At 65.2% G+C, this 21485-nt stretch carries 25 protein-coding genes; 16 read left to right on the top strand and 9 right to left on the bottom strand.

The genetic code is table 11. The features are described 5' to 3' along the window. The first annotated feature begins 89 nt into the window (after positions 1-89). From MMB74_RS18880 to MMB74_RS18870, 3 genes are read left to right on the top strand one after another with little or no spacing between them, the layout of a single operon-like run. A complete protein-coding gene (locus MMB74_RS18880) occupies positions 90-1295 on the top strand; it encodes a paraquat-inducible protein A (RefSeq protein ID WP_277430183.1) in 1206 nt (401 codons plus the stop codon). Then, the gene (locus MMB74_RS18875) at positions 1292-2602 is read left to right on the top strand and encodes an MlaD family protein (RefSeq protein WP_277430182.1); all 1311 of its coding nucleotides are present in this window, start codon (positions 1292-1294) and stop codon (positions 2600-2602) included. Before MMB74_RS18880 ends, MMB74_RS18875 begins: the two co-directional genes overlap by 4 nt. Further along, complete coding sequence (locus MMB74_RS18870; protein WP_277430181.1) at positions 2599-3192, top strand: PqiC family protein; 594 nt, start codon at positions 2599-2601, stop codon at positions 3190-3192. Before MMB74_RS18875 ends, MMB74_RS18870 begins: the two co-directional genes overlap by 4 nt. Before the next feature lie 76 nt (positions 3193-3268). On the opposite strand, the gene MMB74_RS18865 is transcribed toward MMB74_RS18870, so the two are convergent. From MMB74_RS18865 to MMB74_RS18850, 4 genes are read right to left on the bottom strand one after another with little or no spacing between them, the layout of a single operon-like run. After that, positions 3269-4255 carry a zf-HC2 domain-containing protein gene (locus tag MMB74_RS18865; RefSeq protein WP_277430180.1) on the bottom strand — a complete coding sequence of 329 codons (987 nt, stop codon included), beginning with the start codon at positions 4253-4255 and terminating at the stop codon, positions 3269-3271. Next, positions 4242-5015 carry an RNA polymerase sigma factor gene (locus MMB74_RS18860; RefSeq protein ID WP_277430179.1) on the bottom strand — a complete coding sequence of 258 codons (774 nt, stop codon included), beginning with the start codon at positions 5013-5015 and terminating at the stop codon, positions 4242-4244. Before MMB74_RS18860 ends, MMB74_RS18865 begins: the two co-directional genes overlap by 14 nt. 12 nt (positions 5016-5027) lie before the next feature. Further along, complete coding sequence (locus MMB74_RS18855) at positions 5028-5417, bottom strand: cupredoxin family copper-binding protein (RefSeq protein ID WP_277430178.1); 390 nt, start codon at positions 5415-5417, stop codon at positions 5028-5030. Continuing rightward, entirely contained in the window at positions 5414-6385 is a 972-nt protein-coding gene (locus tag MMB74_RS18850; RefSeq protein ID WP_277430177.1) for a metallophosphoesterase, read from the bottom strand. Before MMB74_RS18850 ends, MMB74_RS18855 begins: the two co-directional genes overlap by 4 nt. 230 nt (positions 6386-6615) lie before the next feature. On the opposite strand from MMB74_RS18850, the gene MMB74_RS18845 reads away from it, so the two are divergent. Beyond that, a complete protein-coding gene (locus MMB74_RS18845) occupies positions 6616-7506 on the top strand; it encodes a hypothetical protein (RefSeq protein ID WP_277430176.1) in 891 nt (296 codons plus the stop codon). Between the two features lie 35 nt (positions 7507-7541). Here the strand turns inward: MMB74_RS18845 and MMB74_RS18840 are convergent, their stop codons facing one another. Beyond that, entirely contained in the window at positions 7542-8546 is a 1005-nt protein-coding gene (locus MMB74_RS18840) for an LLM class flavin-dependent oxidoreductase (protein ID WP_277430175.1), read from the bottom strand. Positions 8547-8810: 264 nt separating this feature from the next. Between MMB74_RS18840 and MMB74_RS18835 the strand changes: the two genes are divergently transcribed. Together MMB74_RS18835 and MMB74_RS18830 are read left to right on the top strand one after the other, a co-directional pair. After that, on the top strand, positions 8811-9227 hold the full coding sequence (locus MMB74_RS18835) for a MarR family transcriptional regulator (RefSeq protein ID WP_277430174.1): 417 nt from the start codon (positions 8811-8813) through the stop codon (positions 9225-9227). A 62-nt stretch (positions 9228-9289) separates the two neighbouring features. Beyond that, positions 9290-9568, top strand: a complete 279-nt coding sequence (locus MMB74_RS18830; RefSeq protein WP_277430225.1) for a hypothetical protein — start codon at positions 9290-9292, stop codon at positions 9566-9568. 46 nt (positions 9569-9614) lie between these two features. On the opposite strand, the gene MMB74_RS18825 is transcribed toward MMB74_RS18830, so the two are convergent. Then, a complete protein-coding gene (locus tag MMB74_RS18825; protein ID WP_277430173.1) occupies positions 9615-9944 on the bottom strand; it encodes a type II toxin-antitoxin system RelE/ParE family toxin in 330 nt (109 codons plus the stop codon). Next, positions 9941-10207 (bottom strand): YlcI/YnfO family protein, encoded by a 267-nt coding sequence (locus tag MMB74_RS18820; protein WP_277430172.1) that lies wholly within the window; start codon positions 10205-10207, stop codon positions 9941-9943. Before MMB74_RS18820 ends, MMB74_RS18825 begins: the two co-directional genes overlap by 4 nt. Positions 10208-10507: 300 nt before the next feature. On the opposite strand from MMB74_RS18820, the gene groES reads away from it, so the two are divergent. Together groES and groL are read left to right on the top strand one after the other, a co-directional pair. Next, a complete protein-coding gene (gene groES / locus MMB74_RS18815) occupies positions 10508-10798 on the top strand; it encodes a co-chaperone GroES (protein ID WP_102648303.1) in 291 nt (96 codons plus the stop codon). A gap of 46 nt (positions 10799-10844) precedes the next feature. After that, positions 10845-12485, top strand: a complete 1641-nt coding sequence (gene groL / locus MMB74_RS18810) for a chaperonin GroEL (protein ID WP_277430171.1) — start codon at positions 10845-10847, stop codon at positions 12483-12485. Positions 12486-12617: 132 nt separating this feature from the next. On the opposite strand, the gene MMB74_RS18805 is transcribed toward groL, so the two are convergent. Then, a complete protein-coding gene (locus tag MMB74_RS18805; RefSeq protein WP_277430170.1) occupies positions 12618-13475 on the bottom strand; it encodes a hydroxymethylpyrimidine/phosphomethylpyrimidine kinase in 858 nt (285 codons plus the stop codon). Between the two features lie 247 nt (positions 13476-13722). On the opposite strand from MMB74_RS18805, the gene MMB74_RS18800 reads away from it, so the two are divergent. The 8 genes from MMB74_RS18800 (at position 13723) to MMB74_RS18765 (ending at position 20480) form a co-directional block, all read left to right on the top strand. Then, positions 13723-13893, top strand: coding sequence for a rubredoxin (locus tag MMB74_RS18800; protein WP_025527884.1), 171 nt, complete (start codon positions 13723-13725; stop codon positions 13891-13893). A 58-nt stretch (positions 13894-13951) separates the two neighbouring features. Further along, entirely contained in the window at positions 13952-15325 is a 1374-nt protein-coding gene (locus tag MMB74_RS18795) for a hypothetical protein (protein WP_277430169.1), read from the top strand. A gap of 310 nt (positions 15326-15635) precedes the next feature. After that, positions 15636-16214 carry a YqgE/AlgH family protein gene (locus MMB74_RS18790; RefSeq protein ID WP_277430168.1) on the top strand — a complete coding sequence of 193 codons (579 nt, stop codon included), beginning with the start codon at positions 15636-15638 and terminating at the stop codon, positions 16212-16214. Further along, the gene (ruvX, locus tag MMB74_RS18785) at positions 16211-16645 is read left to right on the top strand and encodes a Holliday junction resolvase RuvX (RefSeq protein ID WP_277430167.1); all 435 of its coding nucleotides are present in this window, start codon (positions 16211-16213) and stop codon (positions 16643-16645) included. Before MMB74_RS18790 ends, ruvX begins: the two co-directional genes overlap by 4 nt. Continuing rightward, positions 16632-17147, top strand: a complete 516-nt coding sequence (pyrR, locus tag MMB74_RS18780) for a bifunctional pyr operon transcriptional regulator/uracil phosphoribosyltransferase PyrR (RefSeq protein WP_277430166.1) — start codon at positions 16632-16634, stop codon at positions 17145-17147. Before ruvX ends, pyrR begins: the two co-directional genes overlap by 14 nt. A 115-nt stretch (positions 17148-17262) precedes the next feature. Next, positions 17263-18291 (top strand): aspartate carbamoyltransferase catalytic subunit, encoded by a 1029-nt coding sequence (locus MMB74_RS18775; RefSeq protein WP_277430165.1) that lies wholly within the window; start codon positions 17263-17265, stop codon positions 18289-18291. A gap of 60 nt (positions 18292-18351) precedes the next feature. Next, positions 18352-19629: a dihydroorotase gene (locus MMB74_RS18770; protein WP_277430164.1), complete on the top strand. Its 1278-nt coding sequence runs from the start codon at positions 18352-18354 to the stop codon at positions 19627-19629. A 2-nt stretch (positions 19630-19631) separates the two neighbouring features. Continuing rightward, a complete protein-coding gene (locus MMB74_RS18765; protein WP_277430221.1) occupies positions 19632-20480 on the top strand; it encodes a lysophospholipid acyltransferase family protein in 849 nt (282 codons plus the stop codon). 13 nt (positions 20481-20493) lie between these two features. Here the strand turns inward: MMB74_RS18765 and MMB74_RS18760 are convergent, their stop codons facing one another. Next, entirely contained in the window at positions 20494-21348 is an 855-nt protein-coding gene (locus tag MMB74_RS18760) for a symmetrical bis(5'-nucleosyl)-tetraphosphatase (RefSeq protein WP_277430220.1), read from the bottom strand. Between the last annotated feature and the right edge of the window lie 137 nt (positions 21349-21485).

Genomic DNA, 21485 nt, shown 5'->3' with positions numbered 1-21485 from the left:
ATGTTTCGCTGTCCTGGTTTTATCGCCGCGCTGCCCGTGGCCTGCGCCGGGCGCAATCACGTGCGGCTACGATTGGCGCGCGAGGCGGCATGACGATCGGTTGCCCCGAATGCGGTTCGTTAGCGCACACGTCCGTGCTGGCCGGGCGCATGCTCGCGCGCTGCCGTGTTTGCCACTATCCGCTCGAACGCGCGAGCGGCCGCTCGGTCGCGGCGGCGCTGGCTTGTTCGTTGACGACCTTCGTCCTGCTGCTGCCCGGCAATTTGTCGCCGCTCATGACCGTTCATCTGCTCGGCGGCGAGCGCTCGGCGGTGCTGGCATCGGGCATTGTGCTGATGTGGCGCGAGCGCTTCGAGTTATTGGCGGTGCTGCTCGGCCTCGCGGGCGTCGTGCTGCCGCTCGTGCGCTTTTCCGCGCTGTCGGTGGTACTGGCCGCGGTGCTGCTGCGCTGGCGCCCGCGTTGGCTCGGAGCCTGCTACCGCTGGACGATTTGGCTCGACGCGTGGGCGATGCCCGATGTCTTCTTGCTCGGTTGCTTCGTCGGCTATTCGCGCGTCACGCAAGACTTGACCGGTTCGATCGACGCCGGCGGCTACTGCTTCGTCGCCGCCGCGTTCATGTCGATGGTGACGCGCGCCACGCTGGATCACCGCACCGTTTGGCGCGCGATTGCGCCCGAGCGCGAGGTCGCGCCGGGCGAGCGCGTGCTCTCGTGCACGGCGTGCGACCTCATCGCGCCGGTTGAGCACGAGGGGCGTGCCTGTCCTCGCTGCGGATTGAAGCTGCGCAAGCGCAAGCCCGATGCGATCGCCCGCGCCGCAGCGCTGAGCCTGGCCGCCTTCGTGCTGGCGTTCCCCGCCAATCTGTATCCGATGACGATTTCGCTGCAACTCGGGCGTCCGGTCACGCATCGCATCATCGACGGCGTCACCGAGTTGTTCAAAGCCGGGTTGTGGCCGCTTGGCATTCTGATCGTTTGCACGAGCATCGCGATTCCGTTCGCGAAACTGTTCGGCATGGCGTGGTTCATCGTCTCGACGCTGCGTCGGTCCACGCGCCACCTGCGCACCAAGACCTTCGTCTACCGGCTCATCGACGAGTTGGGGCGCTGGTCGAACGTGGACGTGTTCACGATCGCCGCGTTCGCGCCGTTGATCCAGTTCGGGGGCTTGGCGAGCTCGCGCCCCGATGACGGCGCGACCGCCTTTGCGCTCGTCGTCTTCTTGACGATGGCCGCCTCGCGCGCATTCGATCCGCGTCTGATGTGGGACGCCGCCCAAAGGAGGCGCGCGTGAACGAGCTGAACGAGCACCGCACCGAGGCAGCCGACTTGCGCCGCACGCGTTGGCCGGGCTGGATTTGGGCCGTGCCGATCGCCGCGTGCGGCGTGGCGGGCTGGCTCGGCATTCGGGCGCTCGTGCATGGCGGCGAGACGGTCACGATCGTGTTCGACGACGCCTATGGGATGAAGGCCGACGATACCTCGGTCACGCTGCGCGGCGTGAGCATCGGCGAAGTGCGGGACGTCTCGCTCGACGACGACGGCCGCCACGTCGATGTGCAAGTCGAGATCGATCGCAGCGCCAAGCGCTATCTGCGCAAGGGCACGCGCTTTTGGGTGAAGGGCGCTCAAATCGATTTGAGCGATCCGTCCACGGCCAAGGCGATGCTCGGCGGTCCGGAGATCGTGATGGAGCCGGGGCCCGGCGCCGAGACGCGCAAGTTCGTCGGAGGCGAGCGCGCCTATGCGCCCCGCGGCCCGGTCGTTAAGTACGTGATTCGCTTTCCGGGCGCGGTTGGGCAACTGGACGAAGGCGCGCCCGTGCGGCTGCGCGGTTTTCGCATCGGCGAAGTCGCGCATGTGGGCTTTCGCTACGATGCGGCCGCGGGCACGCTCGATTCGCCAGTCGAAGTGGCGATCGATTCGAGCAAGCTGGGCCTGGCCGATGGCGTCAAGCCCGCCGACGGCAATTGGCGGCCCATCGTCGACGATATGCTCAGACGCTTGATCGCGGCGGGCTTGCGTGCGCGGCTGTCGCAGGACCCGCCGATCATCGGCGCGCGCGAGGTCGAGCTCGACTTCGTCGCCGGCGCGCCCAGCGCCGACTTGGCCGTGAGCGCGGGTGAAACCGACATCCCGAGCGCGCCTTCGGGCGATGTCGACGCGATCATAGCCAAAGCCGACGACGTGATGACGAAAGCCGACCACGTGATGACGAAAATCGACGCACTGCCGATCGAGCAGACGGGCGAGGACATTCGCCGCATCGCAGCGCGCATTCGTACCTTGTCTTCGTCGCCGCAGATCGCCGACAGCTTGGACCATTTGGACCACTCGATCGCGCAGGTCGACCGTACGCTGCGGGAGGTTTCGCCGCAGCTCGGGCCGCTTGTCGCGCAACTGCGCCAGACGGCGCACGAGGCCGATAGCGCCGTGGCGGCCGCCAATCGCACGATCGGCGGCGATCCGATGCGCCAGAACGATTTGCCCGAAGCGCTGCGCCAGTTGACCGAGATGGCGCGCTCGGTGCGCTCGCTCGCCGACTATCTCGACCGCCATCCGGAAGCGCTCGTGCGCGGCAAGCAAGGGAGAGGGCAATGACACGGAAAACGACGTTGGCGCTCGCCGCGGTGCTGGCGCTTGCCGCATGCGGGCACAGCCCGCCAACGCGCTACTTCTCCCTCGACGCGGTGCCCTCCCGCGCACCGCTCGCGACGGCGGGGGCGGCGCCCCGCGCGATGCCGGCCGTGCAGTTGGGCGCCGTGCGCGTTCCGGCTGCGCTCGATCGGCCGGAAGTGGTCGCCCAGGATGCGGCGCATCGGCTTTCGGTGCGCGAGGACGACCATTGGGGGGCGCCGCTCGGGCAGATGATGCGGCGCGCGCTGGCGCAAGATCTGCTCGCGCGCTTGCCGCCCGGCGCATTCGTGCTGCCCGACGCGCCCGCGCCCGACGGAACGCGAGGCATCGTCGTAACGGTGCTCGATCTGCGCGCCAGCCACGACGGCCGTTTGACGCTCGAAGGCAGTTGGACGCTGACGGCCGGGCAGCCGGCCAAAGCCGTGTCGATGCAAGACATTGCGTTGAGCGAGCCGCTGTCCTCGGACGATTCGGCGGCGATCGCCGATGCACTCAGCCGTGTCATCGGGCAACTGGCCGATCGGATTGCACTCTCGCTTGCGCAGCAACGCTGAGGCGCGCGTTCGATAACCGATATCCGACCCTCCTGCCGACCTCGATCCGCAAATCTAACGGCGTGCGGCATCGCCGCTATTGCGCGCGCTCGGCGGACGGCCGCTGCAAGCGTTCGGTCAGCGCCGCATGCAACTGCGCGAGCACGGCCGGTTCTGCATCGCTCACCGCCCACCAGATCATGCCGCCTGCACGCCAGCTCGCCAGCGCGTAGCCGTCGCTCGTCGATGCGCTCGGGGCCGGCGCGGCGCCGTCGCCTTGCTCCGGCATGACGTACACGTCGATGACGTGCTTCCGATACCGATAGACGAGCACGGCGACACGGCGATGATCGACATAGTCGAGCCGCCCGCCGGTCAACGCGAAGCCGCTCGCGGCGAGGTCTTCGACGGGGGGCGCATAGTCGAGCCTGCCGTTGAACCATGGCTTGACCGTATGTTGATCGGACGAGACCACGTCGATGTCGTGCCCGGACAATTGCGCGCGGACGTGACTGGCGACGAGGTCATCGACGAGCGACGAGCCCGGGGCAGGGGGGCGCGGCACGAGCAGGAAGAGGCTCGCCGTCACGGCCAACGCCGCCAAGGCGGCCCCGACGATCGCGACGGGCCGGCCAAGCGCTGCCGGGCCACCGCCTCCCGTAGGTGCGCCGCGCGGCGTGCGCCATCCCGGCCAAAACTTGCCGAACTTGCCGACTTTGCCAATGCTGTCGAACGCCCGCTCGGGGGGGCGCTCGGGCACGGTCTCTGGCCGTGGCGGCTCGACGCTAGGCGGTCTCGGCGAGACCGGCGCGGGCTGCGAATCTGAGGCGGCCGATGCATGCCCTTCCTGCTCGTCCGTCGCATCGACGGCAGGCAGCGCCGCGACGAGGCGAGCGCGCAACGCGTCCGGGGCGTTGAAGTACGGCGCCACGCGCGTGGCTTGGCTGACCGCTTGCAGCGCTTGGGCCTCGCGCCGGCACGAGGCGCAGGTCGCCACATGCTGCTCGAGGCGCAGGGCTTCGGCGGCCGATAGCTCGCGATCCGTCGCGGCATCGAGCAGCGGGCGGGCTTCATTGCAGTCCATCAGAGCTCTCCTTGCCGAAACGCTGTGCGCCCGCGCGGCCTTCCTCGACGAGCGGCGCGAGCAACGCCGCGAGCTTGCGCCGGCCGCGTGCCAAACGCGACATGACCGTGCCGATCGGCAGATCGGTGATGGCGGCGATATCGCGGTAGGCCATCTCCTCCAATTCGCGCAAGATCAAGACTTCGCGAAATTCGACGGGCAGGCTCGCGAGCGCTTCGTGCACGAGCCGCGCATGCTCCCCTCGCAGGAGCAACGCTTGCGGATCGGCGAAGCCCTCGCAGGTCGGCTCGAAGACGCTGGTTTGATCGAGCGCGTCGTCCAACGGTGCGACTTCCCGCGAATTCGCGCGCCGTTGCCATTCCGTGTACCAAGTTCGGCGCACGATGGCGAGCAGCCAGGGCCGTGCGTTGTCGCCGTGGAACGAATCGAAGAAGCGAAATGCGCGCATGAACGCTTCCTGAACGATGTCCTCGGCGTCGCCCGCGCTGCCGCTGAGCCAACGAGCGAGGTTGTAGGCCGCGTCCAGATGCGGCAGCGCCACTTGCTGAAAGCGGCGGCTGCGCTCGGCCTCGGAGCACGGGCTGGGCGCGTCGCTCGCATGCTTGTCGGTTTCGGCCACCGGGGGCGCCTCCTGGGTTGACCGCTGCAATACCGAAGATGCGTCCAGTTTATTCCCGCGCGGCTCATCCGCGGCGGCGGTGCGCACCGCCGCGAGCCGCACCCTCGAGCGGCGAGCCGCCAGCCGGGCTTGATCGATCATGATGGCCCCGGGTTAGCGAACGACGATCTTGCCGACCATCATCGGATGGATGCCGCAAAAGTAGGCGTACGTTCCGGGCTTGTCCAGTACGGTCGCGAACGAATCGTTCGTGTCGAGCGCCTGCGAGGGCTTGAACGCCCCGGCGGCGCTGACGATCGTATGCGGTTCGTCGTCGAGATTGGTCCAGACGATGCGTGCGCCAGCCGGGACCGTGAGCTCCTTCGGTGCGAACGCGAAGTTGTGAATGTCGATCCGATAGGACGGTGCGCCTTTGGCGGACGTTGCAGCGTTGCCCGTGTCGTTGGTCGCGGCGACACCGCGACGCGTCGTTCCGACCAAGAGCAGCGGCGTGAGCGCGAACGCGGCGAGCAGGGTGCGGCGCGCGGGACCGAAGGGTTTCATGAGAGCGCCTCCTCCGTCAGCGCGAGCGTGTTGCCCGCTTGCACGTGGCGCACTTCGCGCACGCCGAGATAGCTCGCCAGTTGGCCGGGTGCGACTTCCTTGAGCGGACCGGGGCCGGAGCCGACGCCGGGCGCGGGTTGCGGGTAAGCGGTCGAGCGCGCCGTATGGAACGTGATCTGTCCTTCGACCTTTTGTTGAATTTGGTGGATGTGACCGTTGAGCACGGTGACCGAGCCGAAGCGGCGCAACATCGTCATCGCTTGGCCCGCATCGTCGGTGCCCCAACCCCATGCAGGGTAGAGCGACCATAGCGGCATGTGCGCGAACACGACGATCGGCGTCTCCGATGAGCGCGCCGCCAAGTCTTGCTTGAGCCACGCGAGTTGATCGGGACCGAGCCAGCCCAAGCCCCCGCCTTTGAGGCTGAGCACGTTCACGAGTGCGACGAAGTGAACGCCGCGGTGATCGAAGCTGTACCAGCCGCCTTCGGTTTGGCCTTCGCCGAAGCGATGAAAGAATTCGCGGCCGTTGTCGCCGATCACATCGTGCTCGCCGGGCACGAAGAACGCGCGCTGGGTGCGCGAGCCGCGCATCAGTTGCTGGACCGTGTCGAACTCGTCGGGGCGCGAGAGGTGCGTGAGGTCTCCCGTGTGAATGATGAAGTCGGGCTGCAGCGGTTGCGCGTCGATGCGCGCGAGCGCCGCTTTGAACGTGCCCGTCACGTCGGGATTGGGGGCCTTGGTGAAGCCGATATGCGAATCGCTGACCTGCACGAAGCTGAAGGTGGCGTCCTTCAGCGCATCGCCGGCCACGCCGGCGCCGTCCTGCGCTTGCGTGCCCAGCATGCGCGCTTGCAACACACCGGCATGCATGGTCCAAAGCGTGCCGGCGCCGGCCCATGCCATGCATTTGAGAAAACGGCGCCGGTCTGTCGATCCGTGCTCGCTACGCTCGTCCTCGCGGTCCATCTCGCTCTCCTTGGGAATGAACGGTTGCGCCGTGCTGCGCACGGCTAAGGCCGCCGCCGTGCGTCTGGGCGCGGTCCTCGAGGTGCATTACCGGAGCGCTTTCGTGGATATTCCCGTGCGGCGGCGATTGGCTGCCGCCCCCGGCACAAGCAGACGATTCGCCTATCGCGGCCTACGCCTTTCGTCGGATATTCGCCCGTCCAAGTTTTGCTGACGGGAAGTGCACCGATATGAACGAAGCAACGACGATATTTGCAGGGGTGCGATGGCCGCGCCTGACGATAGGCGCCTGTCTCACGGGTGGGCTTGCGCTCACCATCCACGTGGTGATGGTGCAATGGCTGAAGGTGTCGAATCCGGACTTTCATTCGCCGTTGCCCGAAGTGCTCAATGCGACGGTGATGGTGTATGCGGCGATGTGGCTCGATCGCTGCCTGCGCGCGCAATACGCGGGACGGTCGCCGGCCCTGCGCATCTTCGTCTTGTTCGCGCTGCTCGCGTGCCTGAACGCGACCGTCAGAAACGCGTTCATGACCGGCTATTGTTCGACGACCACCCCGCTCAGATGGCTCTTCGGTCCGTTATCGAGCGTGAGCCCGATCGTCTATTTCGCCGTCGCGGCCGCCTTGACGGCTGGGGTCTGCCAATTTCGGCAAAACGGGGTGCGGCTCGCGGCCGGCGCGGGAGTGGCGTTGTTATTGGTTGCGGTGGTTTCGCCGGGTTTGTCGCTGATGGAGCAGGCGGCTTACGTGCAATTGTCCGCACTGCTGCCCAGCGTTGGGTGGTGCAAGCTGCCCTACGGAATGGACGTCATGATTCCGGCGTATTTGACCTCGGTCGAGCCGGCGCTGGCCAGCTTCGCTTGCATCGCGCTCGTTTGGCGATATCTGCCCGAGCGCCCGCTGCTTCGCACCGTGTCGTTCGTCGTGTTGATTCTTGCGCTCAAGAAGCAGTTGCTGGCGTCGTTGCTTTATCCGTTCTTTGCGCCGGGCTCGGCGCTTACCGCGCTCGCCAGCATGGGGCAGCTTTCCTTGGCGGCAGCGGCGCTCGGGCTGCTGACCGTAGGGTTTTGGCGCTGGGTGCGCCCGGTCCCGCTGAAGCGCGAGTGCGCAAAGGCCTGACGGCCACTAACCGACGAGCGCGGCGGCTCGATCCTTCACGGCTCGCGCGAGGCCCGCATCGCTTCGCGCAATTGCGCGCCGATCTCGAACGAGCGCAGCCGCGCTGCGTGATCGTAGATCTGAGCCGTGAGGATGAGCTCGTCGGCTTGCGTTTGCGCGATGATCGATTCGAGCGCGGCGCGCACGGTGTCGGGGCCGCCCACCGCGGAGCAGGCGAGCGAATGTTGCACGTCCGCCAACTCGAAGTCGGCGGCATCGAGACGATCCACCGGCGGCCGCAATTGTCCGGGCGTGCCGCGCCGACGCAGGAGGAATTGCTGTTGCAGCGACGTGAAGAGCCGCTGGCCCTCGGCGTCCGTATCGGCCGCGAACAAATTGACGCCCACCATCGCGTAGGGCTTGGCTAGGGCGGCGGAAGGCCGAAATTGCGCGCGATAGACCTCGAGCGCCCTGAGCAGGAGATCGGGCGCGAAGTGCGACGCGAACGCGAACGGCAGGCCGAGGCTCGCGGCCAGTTGCGCGGAAAACAACGACGAGCCGAGCAGCCAGATCGGCACGTTAAGCCCTGCGCCGGGCACGGCGCGCACGCGCTGGCCGGGCACCGGTTCGGCGAAGTAGCGCTGCAGCTCGGCGACGTCTTCGGGGAACCGATCCCCGCTGTCGCCAAACTGATCGCGCCGTAGGGCGCGCATCGTGGTTTGATCGGTGCCGGGCGCGCGGCCCAGGCCCAGATCGATGCGATCGGGATAGAGCGAAGCGAGCGTGCCGAACTGCTCGGCAATGACGAGCGGAGCGTGGTTGGGCAACATGACGCCGCCCGAGCCGACGCGAATCGTTTTGGTGCCGCCCGCGATATGGCCGATCACGACCGCGGTCGCCGCGCTCGCGATGCCGGGCATGTTGTGGTGCTCCGCCAGCCAGAAGCGTTTGTACCCCCAGCGTTCGACGTGCTGCGCGAGATCGAGCGAGTGAGCGAAGGCGTCGGCCGGCGTCTGACCGAGCGGCACGGGGCACAAATCGAGTACCGAGAAAGGGATCATCGTGTCGAGTTGTCGAATTGTCGAGTCGAGTTGCGGCGAAGAGGCGGTCGAGCAACGAGCAGGACCGTCGCACCGAACCGCGACGGGCGGTCGATAAATTGGAGAAGGCATTGTGCCAAACGGGCGAGATCGCCGCTGGCGGTGCAGAAAAGGCCCTGCGCGCGACGGGTGTACTACCGTGCTCGATGCTTCGTCTTCGGTCATATCGTCGCGCATTTGGTTAGATAGTTGCATAGCTAACGATATGACGATAGAATGCGGCTCATGTTCGATCAATGCCTTTACTTCAATACATCGGCGCTGGCGCGGCGTCTCGAGCGCGAGTGGGCGGAGGCGTTCGAGCCGTTCGGCGTGACGCCGCCGCAGGGGTTTATGTTGCGGGCCATCCTCGATCGTCCTGGCATGTTGCAGCGCGAGTTGTCGGAGGCGTTGTCGATCGCGCGCCCTACGGCAACGCGAGCGCTGGACGGCTTGGAGGAGCGCGGTTATATCGAGCGGCGGCGCGTGGAAGGCGATGGCCGCGAAGTGGCGATTTTCCCGACGGCGCAGGCGCAAGCGATCAAGCGGCCGCTGAACGAGGCGAGCGGCGCAGTCACGGCGCGGCTGAAGGATCGAATGGGCGGCTCGACGTTTGCTGAGACAGTCCAAAAGATCCGGGTGGTGCGCTCGGCCTTGGAATGACGAAGGATTTTTTTTGAAACAAATAGTTGCATAGCTAATTATCTGACGAAAGGAGCGGCAGGATGGCTGATATTCATTCGGAGGGAAGGGCGAGGAACGGCAACGGCGCATCGGTGGCGCGGGCGGGATGGGCGGTGCAGCCGGCGGCTAGGAACGAGGGGCGCAGGGGCGGGCCGGCTGCGCCAGATGGCGGACGGATGGCGGCATTGCGTATCGGCGCTTTTTTCGCTGCGAGCTGGCTTGCCGCGGCAGTGCTTTACTTCGGCCGCCATAGCGTGGCGCTGATCGTCGTGAGCGGTGTGGTGGCGCTGGGCGGGCTCGATGTGATGCGGCCGGAGTGAAGGACGGTGACGATGGATAGAAGGCGGGTGCGCGGCTTCGGCCTTTTTAGTGGTAATCGTCTTCGCGCTGATGGCGAACGGCAAGGATTGTGATGTAGCGATTTTCAACGCCAGCATGCGCGGCGTTACCCGCACCTTCGATTTCGAACAGCGCTACATACCCTGACTCGCCGAAGGAAATAACCAATTCACGTAAGAAGGGATCGGCATCGTCCACTTTGCGGCACGTAAATGGGAAGGAGCGCAGCATATCCGCAGCCTTGCGGATCGACTCGAGCGCGCGCTGCGCCACTTCGACATCCCGTTCGAGCAAGAAAGCGTAGAGTCTTTTGAGATCGTCCCGAGCCCCGCGGGTGTAGCGAACGCGAAAGCTCATCGTTTCATTTGCGCGGCATGCAGCATGCCCTCGAGTTCGGCATGCACGGTGTCTGCATCGAAATACTCATTGTCGCGGCGCGCCTGATCGCGCGCGTCGAGCCCTCGAGCAACAAATTCGCGCTGCGTCCGACGGCGCGCGATGCTTTCGCGCAGCGCGGCTTCCATGAACGCCGACAGCGATTCGTCCTTGCGTAACACGCCTTCCGCGGCCTGTCGCAATTCGGGGTCGACGCGCAGCGGCGGCATCGTAGCGGTTTTCATATGCGTAATTGCTCCTTGCATTGCAAACGCGATGCAAGGATAGCATCACACGGCGTCAAGGAGGAAGTGCAAAGTCGTGCGGCTTGTCGCGGGGCAATTTCTTCCTACCATCTGCCGCTTTGCATGGCCGACACTTGCCGCCCCCCAATTTCTCTTCCTCCCCCTTCTTGAAATTGCCCAGGTCGGTCCATATAATTAGCACTCGCTGCACATGAGTGCTAACAAGTTTCATCCGGGTCGCGCTCCGCGGCCTTCACTTAACTTCAGCGTTCTTCAGTCTCAAACCAGAGAGGAGTATGTATGAACCTTCGTCCTTTGCACGATCGCGTCATCGTCAAGCGTTTGGATCAGGAAACCAAGACCGCCTCGGGCATCGTGATCCCTGACGCCGCGGCCGAGAAGCCGGATCAAGGCGAAGTGCTCGCGATCGGGCCGGGCAAGCGCAACGACAAGGGCGACCAAATCGCACTCGACGTCAAAGTCGGCGATCGCGTCCTGTTCGGCAAGTACGCCGGCCAAACCGTCAAAGTCGACGGTAACGAGCTGCTGGTGATGCGCGAAGAAGACATCATGGCCGTCGTGCAGAAGTAATTTCTGTCCTGGTCGATATTCCACAAAGATTTCAAGGAGTTAGAAGATGGCAGCTAAAGACGTCGTATTCGGCGACAGCGCTCGCGCCAAGATGGTCGAAGGCGTGAATATCCTTGCAAACGCAGTGAAGGTCACGCTCGGTCCGAAGGGCCGCAACGTCGTCCTCGAGCGCAGCTTCGGCGGCCCGACGGTCACGAAGGATGGCGTGTCGGTCGCGAAAGAGATCGAACTCGAAGACAAGCTCCAGAACATGGGCGCGCAGATGGTCAAGGAAGTTGCGTCCAAGACGAGCGACAACGCCGGCGACGGTACGACGACGGCCACGGTGCTGGCTCAGTCGATCGTGCGCGAAGGCATGAAGTACGTCGCATCGGGCATGAACCCGATGGACTTGAAGCGCGGCATCGACAAGGCCGTGCACGCCGCCGTGGAAGAGCTGCGCAAGATCAGCAAGCCCTGCACGACGAGCAAGGAAATCGCGCAAGTGGGCGCGATCTCGGCGAACAGCGATTCGTCGATCGGCGATCGCATCGCTGAAGCCATGGACAAGGTCGGCAAGGAAGGCGTGATCACCGTCGAAGACGGCAAGTCGCTGGCCGACGAGCTCGAAGTCGTCGAAGGCATGCAATTCGACCGCGGCTACCTGTCGCCGTACTTCATCAACAACCCCGACAAGCAAGTCGCCGTGCTCGAAAACCCGTTCGTGCTGCTGCACGACAAGAAGGTTTCGAACATCCGCGATCTGCTGCCGGTGCTCGAGCAAGTGGCCAAGGCTGGCCGTCCGCTGCTCATCATCGCTGAAGACGTCGAAGGCGAAGCGCTCGCAACGCTCGTCGTCAACAACATCCGCGGCATCCTGAAGACCGTCGCCGTGAAGGCGCCTGGCTTCGGCGATCGTCGCAAGGCAATGCTCGAAGATATCGCAATCCTCACGGGCGGCCAAGTGATCGCCGAGGAAACGGGCCTCACGCTCGAGAAGGCGACGCTGCAAGAGCTGGGTTCGGCCAAGCGGATCGAAGTGGGCAAGGAAAACACGACGATCATCGACGGCGCAGGCGAAGGCAAGAACATCGAAGCGCGCGTGAAGCAAATTCGCACGCAAATCGAAGAAGCCACGTCCGACTACGACCGCGAAAAGCTGCAAGAGCGCGTTGCGAAGCTGGCTGGCGGCGTGGCCGTCATCAAGGTTGGCGCCGCGACGGAAGTCGAAATGAAGGAAAAGAAGGCGCGTGTCGAAGACGCGCTGCACGCTACGCGCGCGGCCGTTGAAGAAGGCATCGTTCCTGGCGGCGGCGTGGCGCTGATCCGTGCTCGCACGGCCATCGCTGACGTGAAGGGCGCGAACGCCGATCAAGACGCCGGCATCAAGATCGTGCTGCGCGCGATGGAAGAGCCGCTGCGTCAGATCGTGATCAACGGCGGCATGGAAGCCGGTGTCGTGGTCGCCGCGGTGGCGAACGGCAAGGGCAACTATGGCTTCAACGCTGCGACGGAAGAGTACGGCGATCTGGTGGAAGCCGGCGTTGTCGATCCGACGAAGGTCACGCGCACGGCGCTGCAAAACGCCGCTTCGGTGGCAGGCCTGCTGCTGACGACGGACGCAGCGGTTGCCGAACTGCCGAAGAAGGATGCTCCGATGCCTGGCGGCATGCCCGGCGGCATGGGCGGCATGGGCATGGACATGTAATTTCGGCGGGCCGATAGGCCATTTGCCGAAACGACATGGGGGCGCGCCGCAAGGCGCGTCCCGTTGACGAAAAACCCGCATTGCTTTTCGGCGCTGCGGGTTTTTTTACGTCTGTGCGATACGTGCGGGGCGCTAAGCCCGCGTCGATTTTTGGCGAGGCGTTTGCTCGCCGATCGTCGGCGTGCCTTCGTCGTCGCGAGCCCAGAAGAAGCGATCAGGCATATAGGCGCCCATTCCGGGGCGGAACGCCTGACGTGTCGCTTGATAGAGGTATTCCTGCGCTTCGCGCACGGCCTCCGCAGGCTCTTGCCCGTTGGCGAGCAGCGCCGCGACGGCCGCGCCGAGCGTGTCGGTGATGCCCATGACGCGATATTGCGGCTGGTCCCACATGTCTTGGCGAACCTGCCCTTCTTCGCTAAAGAGCGTATAGACCAAGCGATGCGCGCCCGTTTGCGTCGCCAGCACATACTCGGTGCCTTGCGAGAGCAGATGGGCGATCGCCGCATCCAAGCTGGGCGCTTCGGCTTCCCCGTCGGGCTGGGCGAGCGTGATCAACGTCGCTTGATCGGCGATCAGGACCGTCGTTTGCGGGGCGAGCAGATCGGCGATCGATTCGCGCAACTCGTCGGCGGCCAGCACGTGCTCGTCGTCGACGGTGAAATCGGGCGCGAGGATCAGCGGGATGCCGTCGTAGTCGGACACCACTTCGGCAATGGCGCTAACCACTTCTGCGCGCGTGGCGGCGCCCACTTTGAAGGCGGCGACGGGCATATCTTCGAGCAGCATGCGCGCTTGCGTGGCGACGACGTCGGGGTCCAGGCCCGTCACTTCATCGCAGGTGGCCGAATCGCGCACGGTATAGCCGGTGAGAACCGATACCCCGTGGCAACCCATGCTCGCGAGCGTGAGCAGGTCGGCCTGCAGGCCGAAGCCACCCGTGGGGTCGGACAAGCCGAATGTCAAAACGATGGGGGGAGCGGCACTGTGCATGGAATGGAGCAATGTGATGGAATTCGCGGGCGGCGGGCCGGCCGGCGCGCCTGCGCGGACGCCCCATTATGCGGCTTTATTCGCTCCGATGGCACTGACAAGGATGTCGCGCACACACAGCGCGCGGGCGCAGACCGAGCGCCGCGCAGGCAGCCGAGCGCACGCATGTGTATTCCTAGCCAGGCGCGCCCCAAAAACGGTACCATCATGGCTCTTTGATCCACGGATCTTTCGACGCGATACAAGAATGGAATACAGAAGCTGGATGTGCCTGATTTGCGGCTGGATCTACGACGAAGAGGCTGGTTTGCCTGAAGAAGGCATCGCCCCGGGTACGCGCTGGGAAGACGTTCCGATCAATTGGACCTGTCCGGAATGCGGCGCGCGCAAGGAAGACTTCGAAATGGTTCAGATCTGATCGGCGCCGGGCGGCTGGGGCCGAACGCGGCCGGGCCGCTCCCCATGTCCACGACGCTATGACATCCGCAGATTTGCCGACTCTGGAAGCATTGCCCAACCCGCGCGGCGCCGCGGTGCCCGAGGCCGAAGCCGCGCTGGCCGAGGCCCGCCGCGCGAGCGAAGCGCAAATCGCCGTCGTCGGGCCGCTATTGCGCGCGGGGCAAGTGTTGCGCCAAGCCGGCTGGCTTGCCGCGCAACGTTACACCGACGCGCTGGTGCTCGCTTCTCCGTTCGCGAGCGGCGATTTTCTGCCGCAGTTCAATGCGGCGCTTGCCGATTTCCACGCGGCGCTCGGGCGTCGCAATTTGCGTGAGTTGGCCTGCTCGCCTACGCTCTTCGCGCATTATCGCGAGTTGCACGCGCACGTCGCCAAACATACCCAAGGCTATACGGCCGTTTTCGAAGATCTTGCCCTTGCGGCGCGGCCGATTGCGCCGGCCACCATGCGAGCCATGGCGCCCGCGGCGCTCGGGCCATTGCGCGCTCGTTACGAGCAGGCGTTGCTGCCCGTGCTCAAAGGGTCCGACGAGGCGCCCGCCGCGCTGGACGAATTGGACGGGTGCCTCGCCACGCTTGCCGGGGACGATACCTACGACGCCTGGCGCTTGGCCGGCGCATGCGCGCACACATTGCGCGTCAGCGGGCGCGCGCGTGCGGGCGAGCCGGACGCCAAGCGGTTCTATGCGCGCTGCAATTTGCTGTTGTCGGAACAAGAGCATGGATTGCAATTGGCCTCGCGCTCGTTCGTGCGGGCCACGCTCGCGCTGCTGTGGCGCGATTACGCGCTGTATGGGGCGGCGGCGGAGGATGCCGATGCCGTCGCGCTCTTGAACGATTACGGTTTGACGGTGGATTGGCACGTCGCGGCGACCCAGTCGTCGGAAGCGGCATGGGAGCAGGGCGCCACGCTGGCGGAAGCGGTAGCTGCAGGCGAGATCGCGCGCGACTTGGGCGTTCTGTCGGTCCCCGTTTTCGCGTATGAAGATTTCCTGCAAACGGCCGATGCATCGATGGCGGCGCTGGCGGTCGGCATGGACGCCGTTTTTGCGGGCCCCACACCGGATATCGCCGCGGCCGAACACACGGCGTTGGCGGCTTATCGGTTGGGCGCCTCGGCGCAAGCGTTGGGCCTGGGCCATGTCGCATTGCTGGCCGAGGCGCTAGGACTCGCATGGCGTCGTCAGGCCTATGCGGCGCGCATCGATTCGCCGCAGTCGGCGCCCGCGCGGCGTCCGGTGGAACAGGCGGCCGAAGCGCTGCGAGCCATGTTGCTGCGTGTCGCGGCCGGGGTTGCACCGCCCGATTCCGCGGTGCCGCTGGCGCTGCTGACGCAGGCGATCGAACGCGCCGCGCCCGGCAGCGGCGGGGCGCAAATCCCTGCGGTTCCTTAAAGGCTACCCGAGCTCGTGCCTTGCCCCGCATCCAGCTGTGCAAAAGACTAGCCGCTGAGCGTAATCCCTGACTATCTTTGTTTCTATGTGAAACGCGGCCGGGCCGTTCGCGCCGGGCCGTGCGGGCCCCTTGTCCGAACGGCCAAAGCGCGCAGTCGCCGCATGCATGCGTGATAGAGTGCGATAAGCGTACTTACTGCCTGCCGGGGCTGGCGCGAACGATGCGCCGGCCTTGGCCGCGGCCCGTCGCGTGCGCGCCGCAACGCACTCGTGGCGGCCAACCTGCACCGTCTTTGCTAAAATTCGAACCATGCCTAAGAGTAACGATCGCATCAACCTGACCAACCAGTTCCTGATCGCCATGCCCAATATGGCCGATCCCACTTTTTCAGGGACTGTGGTCTACCTTTGCGATCACAGTGAGCGGGGTGCGCTCGGCCTGGTGATCAACCGGCCGACGGACATCGATCTGGAATCGCTTTTCAGCCGCATCGATTTGAAACTCGAAATCGAGCCTTTGCTTCATGTCCCCGTCTACTTCGGCGGCCCCGTGCAAACGGAGCGCGGCTTCGTGCTGCACGAGCCGGTGGAGGGCAGCGCCTATACCTCGTCCATGGCGGTGACGGGCGGCTTGGAGATGACCACCTCTAAAGACGTGCTCGAAGCCGTGGCCAGCGGCAAAGGCCCGCAGCGCTTTTTGCTGACGCTCGGCCACGCGGGCTGGGGAGCGGGCCAGCTCGAAGAGGAAATCTCGCACAACGGCTGGCTGACGGTGGAGGCCGATCCGAGCATCGTGTTCGACGTGCCGGCCGAAGGGCGCTTCGAAGCGGCGCTCGCGCTGCTGGGCGTCACGCCGTCCATGTTGTCGGGCGACGCGGGTCACGCATGATGAAACCGGTCGGGCGTGAGGCGACGCTGCTTGCGTTCGACTACGGCGAAAAGCGCATCGGGGTAGCGATCGGCAATCTGCTGACGCGGCAAGCGCGCGCACTCGTCGTCGTGCCGAACCGCAGCCGCGAATTTCGCTTCGAAGCGGTGGGCAAGCTCATCGGCGAATGGAAACCCGAAGCGCTCGTCGTCGGTTTGCCGTGCCATCCCGATGGCACGCCTCACGAAATGACGCAGTTGGCGAAGCGGTTCGGCAATCAGTTGAACGGGCGTTTCAATCTGCCGGTCGATTGGGTGGACGAGCGCTACAGCTCGGTCGTCGCCGATCTCGATATGCGCGAGAAAGGCGCGTCGGCGCAGATGCGCGATGCCGAGGCGGCTTGCATCATTCTCCAACAGTACTTGGACGGACTTTCCGATGAGTTGCATTGACGCCGAAGCGTCGTATCAGACGCTGCTCGCGCAGATTCTCGACGCCTACGGCGCGTCGTTCGCCGCGGCCGACGGCCCCGTGCTCGCCGGCATCTATAGCGGCGGCGCGTGGTTGGCCGAACGGCTGGCCAGTGACGTAGGCGCGAAGTTTTTTGGCGTCGTCAACGTCTCGCTGCACCGCGACGATTACGCCAAAAAGGGATTGCATAGCCAAGCGAGCCCGACCACGCTGCCGTTCGACGTCAATAACCGCCGCATCGTGCTCGTCGATGATGTTTTGCACACGGGCCGCACCGTGCGCGCAGCCATCAACGAGTTGTACGACTACGGGCGCCCCGCGGCCATCGAGCTTGCGGTGCTGGCCGAGCGCAGCGGCCGCGAGATGCCGATCGAAGCGCGGTTCGTCGGCGCTCACGCGCAGCTCGATGCCGATACGACGCTCGTGCTGGAGCAAGGGCCCGATAGGCGCTTCACGTTCCGTGTCGAGCCGCGCGTCGCTTGAACCGTATGCTGCCTTACCGCTATCGCTCTTCGGCGCAATGCCCGTGCGTCATGCGTCACGAACGGCATGCGTGCCGCGCGGCGCATCGTTCTTCCATGTTTGAACTAGACCGATCATGAACACCGTCACCCCGAGCCCCGCCGCCGGCGGCGAGCCCGCCCAGCCCGAGCGTTTTCGCTATGGCTTTTTGAAGGGCAATCCGCAGCTCACGAAGAACGGCGAGCTCAAGCATCTGCTCACGGTCGAAGGGCTGCCGCGCGCGATCGTCACGCATATTCTCGATACGGCGGAGCAGTTCGTCAGCGTGACCGATCGCGAGGTGAAGAAGGTGCCGCTGTTGCGCGGCAAATCGGTCTTCAATCTCTTCTTCGAAAACTCCACGCGCACGCGCACGACGTTCGAAATCGCGGCCAAGCGCTTGTCGGCCGACGTCATCAATCTGAACATCAACGCGTCGTCCACGAGCAAGGGCGAATCGCTGCTCGATACGATCAACAATCTCTCGGCCATGCACGCCGACATGTTCGTCGTGCGTCACGCCTCAAGCGGCGCGCCGTATCTGATCGCCGAGCATTGCGCGCCCCACGTGCACGTGATCAACGCCGGCGACGGGCGCCATGCGCATCCCACGCAAGGGCTGCTAGACATGTACACGATTCGCCATTACAAACGCGATTTCACGAACTTGCGGGTGGCGATCGTCGGCGACATTCTGCACTCGCGCGTGGCCCGGTCCGACATCCATGCGCTCACCACGCTCGGCGTGCCCGAAGTGCGCGCGATCGGTCCGCGCACGTTGTTGCCGGGCGGATTGGAAGAGCTTGGGGTGCGCGTCTATCACGACCTGGACGAAGGGTTGAAGGATGTCGACGTTGTCATCATGCTGCGGCTGCAGAACGAACGGATGAGCGGCGCGTTGCTGCCCTCCGCGCAGGAATATTTCAAGAGCTGGGGCTTGACACCCGAGCGGCTCGCGCGCGCCAAGCCCGATGCGATCGTCATGCATCCGGGCCCGATGAACCGCGGCGTCGAGATCGATTCGCAAGTGGCGGACGGTCCGCAATCGGTCATTCTCAATCAGGTGACGTTCGGCATCGCGGTGCGCATGGCCGTGATGAGCATCGTCGCCGGCAACAACGAGTGAGCGGGCGGCGTACTCACGCCTGAACCGCACTGAGCGACGGAACGAAAACAAAGGCAGCGCATGAAGATTCATATCCAAGGCGGCACGGTCATCGATCCGGCCGCGGGCGCGGAAAAGCGGGCGGACGTATTCGTCGCCGACGGCAAGATCGCCGCTATCGGCACGACCCCGGCGGGCTTCGAGGCCGAGAAAACAATCGATGCGACGGGGCTCTACGTCGCACCGGGCTTTGTCGATTTGTCCGCGCGGCTGCGCGAGCCCGGCTATGAGCACAAGGCGACGCTCGACTCCGAGATGGCGGCGGCTGTCGCCGGCGGCGTCACCACGTTGGCGTGCCCGCCCGATACCGATCCCATCCTCGACGAACCTGGGCTCGTCGAAATGCTCAAGTTCCGCGCGAGCAAGCTCAATCGCGCGCACGTGCACCCGATCGGCGCGCTGACGGTGGGCTTGAAGGGCGCCGTGATCACCGAGATGGTCGAGTTGACGCAGGCGGGCTGCATCGGCTTCACGCAGGCCGACGTGCCTGTCGTCGATACGCAGGTGCTGCTGCGCGCTTTGCAGTATGCGAGTACGTACGGCTACACGGTGTGGCTGCGGCCGCAAGACGCGTATCTCGCGAAGGGCGGCGTGGCGGCGAGCGGTGCGGTGGCCTCGCGCATGGGCTTGTCCGGCGTGCCCGTGGCGGCCGAAACCATCGCCTTGCACACGATTTTCGAATTGATGCGTTCGACGGGCGCACGCGTGCATCTGTCGCACTTGTCGTCGGCCGCGGGCGTGGCGCTCGTGCGCGAGGCCAAGGCCGAGGGGCTGGCCGTGTCGTGCGACGTCAGCGCGAATCACATCCATCTGACCGACATCGACATCGGCTATTTCGATTCGCAGTTCCGGCTCGATCCGCCGCTGCGGACGCAGCGCGACCGCGAGGCGATCCGCACGGGGTTGGCCGACGGCACGATCGACGCCATTTGTTCGGCGCATACGCCCGTGGACGACGACGAAAAGCTTTTGCCGTTCGCCGAGGCCACCCCTGGCGCAACGGGCCTCGAGTTGTTGTTGTCGCTGACGATCAAGTGGGCCGACGAGGCGCGGTTGCCGCTCGCGCAAGCGCTTGGCCGCATCACCGTGGAGCCGGCGAAGGTGCTGAAGCTGCCGGTGGGGCGCATCGAGGCGGGGGCGGCGGCGGATATCTGCGTGTTCGATCGACATGCTTATTGGCGTGTCGAGCCGCGGGCGCTCAAGAGCCAGGGGCACAATACACCGTTCCTCGGCTATGAGCTGCCGGCGCGCGTGCGTGCGACGATCGTCGCGGGACGCGTGGCGTACGAGCAAGCGTGATGATGAAGACGACGCTCGCCAAACTGCGCCTCGTATTGCATTTGCTGCATGGCATGTGGATCGTTGCGACGCGCTATTCGCGCTGGTCCGACGCGCGCAAGGCCGAAGTCAACCGCGCGTGGTCGCTCAAGATGCTGCGGCTTGCGGGCATGCGGCTCGTCGTGCATCACGACGAGGAGCGGCTCGATCACGGGGCGCTCGTCGTCGGCAATCACGTTTCATGGCTCGACATCTATGTGATCAATGCGTGGCGGCCCACGCCGTTCGTCTCGAAGGCCGAAGTGCGCCAATGGCCTGTGGTCGGCTGGTTGGCGCATCGGCTCGATACGATTTTCATCCATCGCGAGAAGCGCCGCGATGCGCAGCGCGCCATGCATGAAATGTCCGGGCGCTTGGAGCGTGGCGGGGTAGTTTGCGTGTTTCCGGAGGGCACGACTTCAGATGGGCTGGGCTTGTTGCGGTTTCACGCGAATTTGTTTCAGGCCGCGGTGTCGGCCGGGTGCGCCGTGCAGCCGATTTGCTTGATGTACGAGGATAAGGACGGGCGGCAGTCGACCGTGCCGGCGTATATCGATGACATCTCGCTTGGGCAGTCGGTCGAGGCGGTGCTGCGCGGGGGGCCGTTTACCGCGCATTTGTATGTCGGGGCGGCGATTCCGGCAATGGACGATCGGCGCGCCTTGTCTGCGAAGGCGCGCGAGGCAGTTGCCGCGGGCTTGGCCCAATTGCAGGCGAGCGTGGCGCCCGCGCTCGATCAAGCCCTAGTCATGGCGGTTGCCGAGAGCGGCGGGGAAACTGGCGAGCCTGGCGACAATCCCGCGATCGAAGGCGCGTTCACGCCGCGGCATTGAGCGGCGCTTTGGCTCATTCGCCGGGGCCGTTCCCTTCACATTCCCCGCATTCGACTTGCACGACGGTTCGCTCGCTAGGATCGGATGCGAGCTTGACGGCGGATAGACGATTGCCCCACACGCAACCCGAATCCAGCGCAACAAGGTTCTCGCGCAGCATCAGGCCGAGCGCCGCCCAGTGGCCGAAGACGACCGTTATGTCCGAGGTGCGCCGCTCCGGGGCGTCGAACCAAGGCATGTGGCCGGGTGGCGCAGAATTGGGGCCACCGTTCGCCGCGAACTCCATTGTGCCGTCGGGCGTACAGAATCGAATGCGGGTGAAGGCGTTGAACGCCACGCGTAGGCGGTCTTTGCGCTTGAGGTCGGGGGACCAGCGGCGCGGCTCGTTGCCGTAGAGGTCTTGGAGCGTTTGCTTCCAGCCGGGCGCTCGCAGTGCGCACTGCAATTCGTCGGCGAGTTCGAGCGCGAGTGTCAGGTCCCATTGCGGCAGGACGCCTGCATGCACCATCAGCATGCCGTTTTCGAAATGGGCGAAGGGGCGGTGGCGGAGCCAGTCGAGTAGCGGTTCGGCGTCGGGTGCTTCGAGGATGTCGGCGATCGTGTCGCTGCCCTTCATCTTGCGGATGCCGGCCGCGACGGCCAAGAGATGCAGATCGTGATTGCCGAGCACGGTTTGAGCGCGGGCGCCGAAGGCTGCGACTTCGCGCAGTGTGGTGAGGGAGTCGGGGCCACGGTTGATGAGGTCGCCCGCGAACCATAACGGGGTGTGGGGTTCCAGGGGCAGGGCCGAGAGCAGGCGGCGGAAGGGGGCGTGGCAGCCTTGGAGGTCGCCGAAGGCGAAGGGGGGCTCGGAAGGTAGCGAAGTCATGTCGTCATTATCGGATAAAAACTTTCGGCGGTTGCACAGACAGGACCTACGGTGGCGATATTTTCCCTTTTTCTTGGTTTGATTGGAATTTTGTGCCATCGACTGGCCAGCCATGTCTTCGCCCCTCGAGGGACGCC

This window comes from Trinickia sp. Y13, from assembly GCF_029522115.1.
Lineage (GTDB): Bacteria > Pseudomonadota > Gammaproteobacteria > Burkholderiales > Burkholderiaceae > Trinickia.
This window is presented reverse-complemented; position numbering and strand designations above follow the sequence as displayed.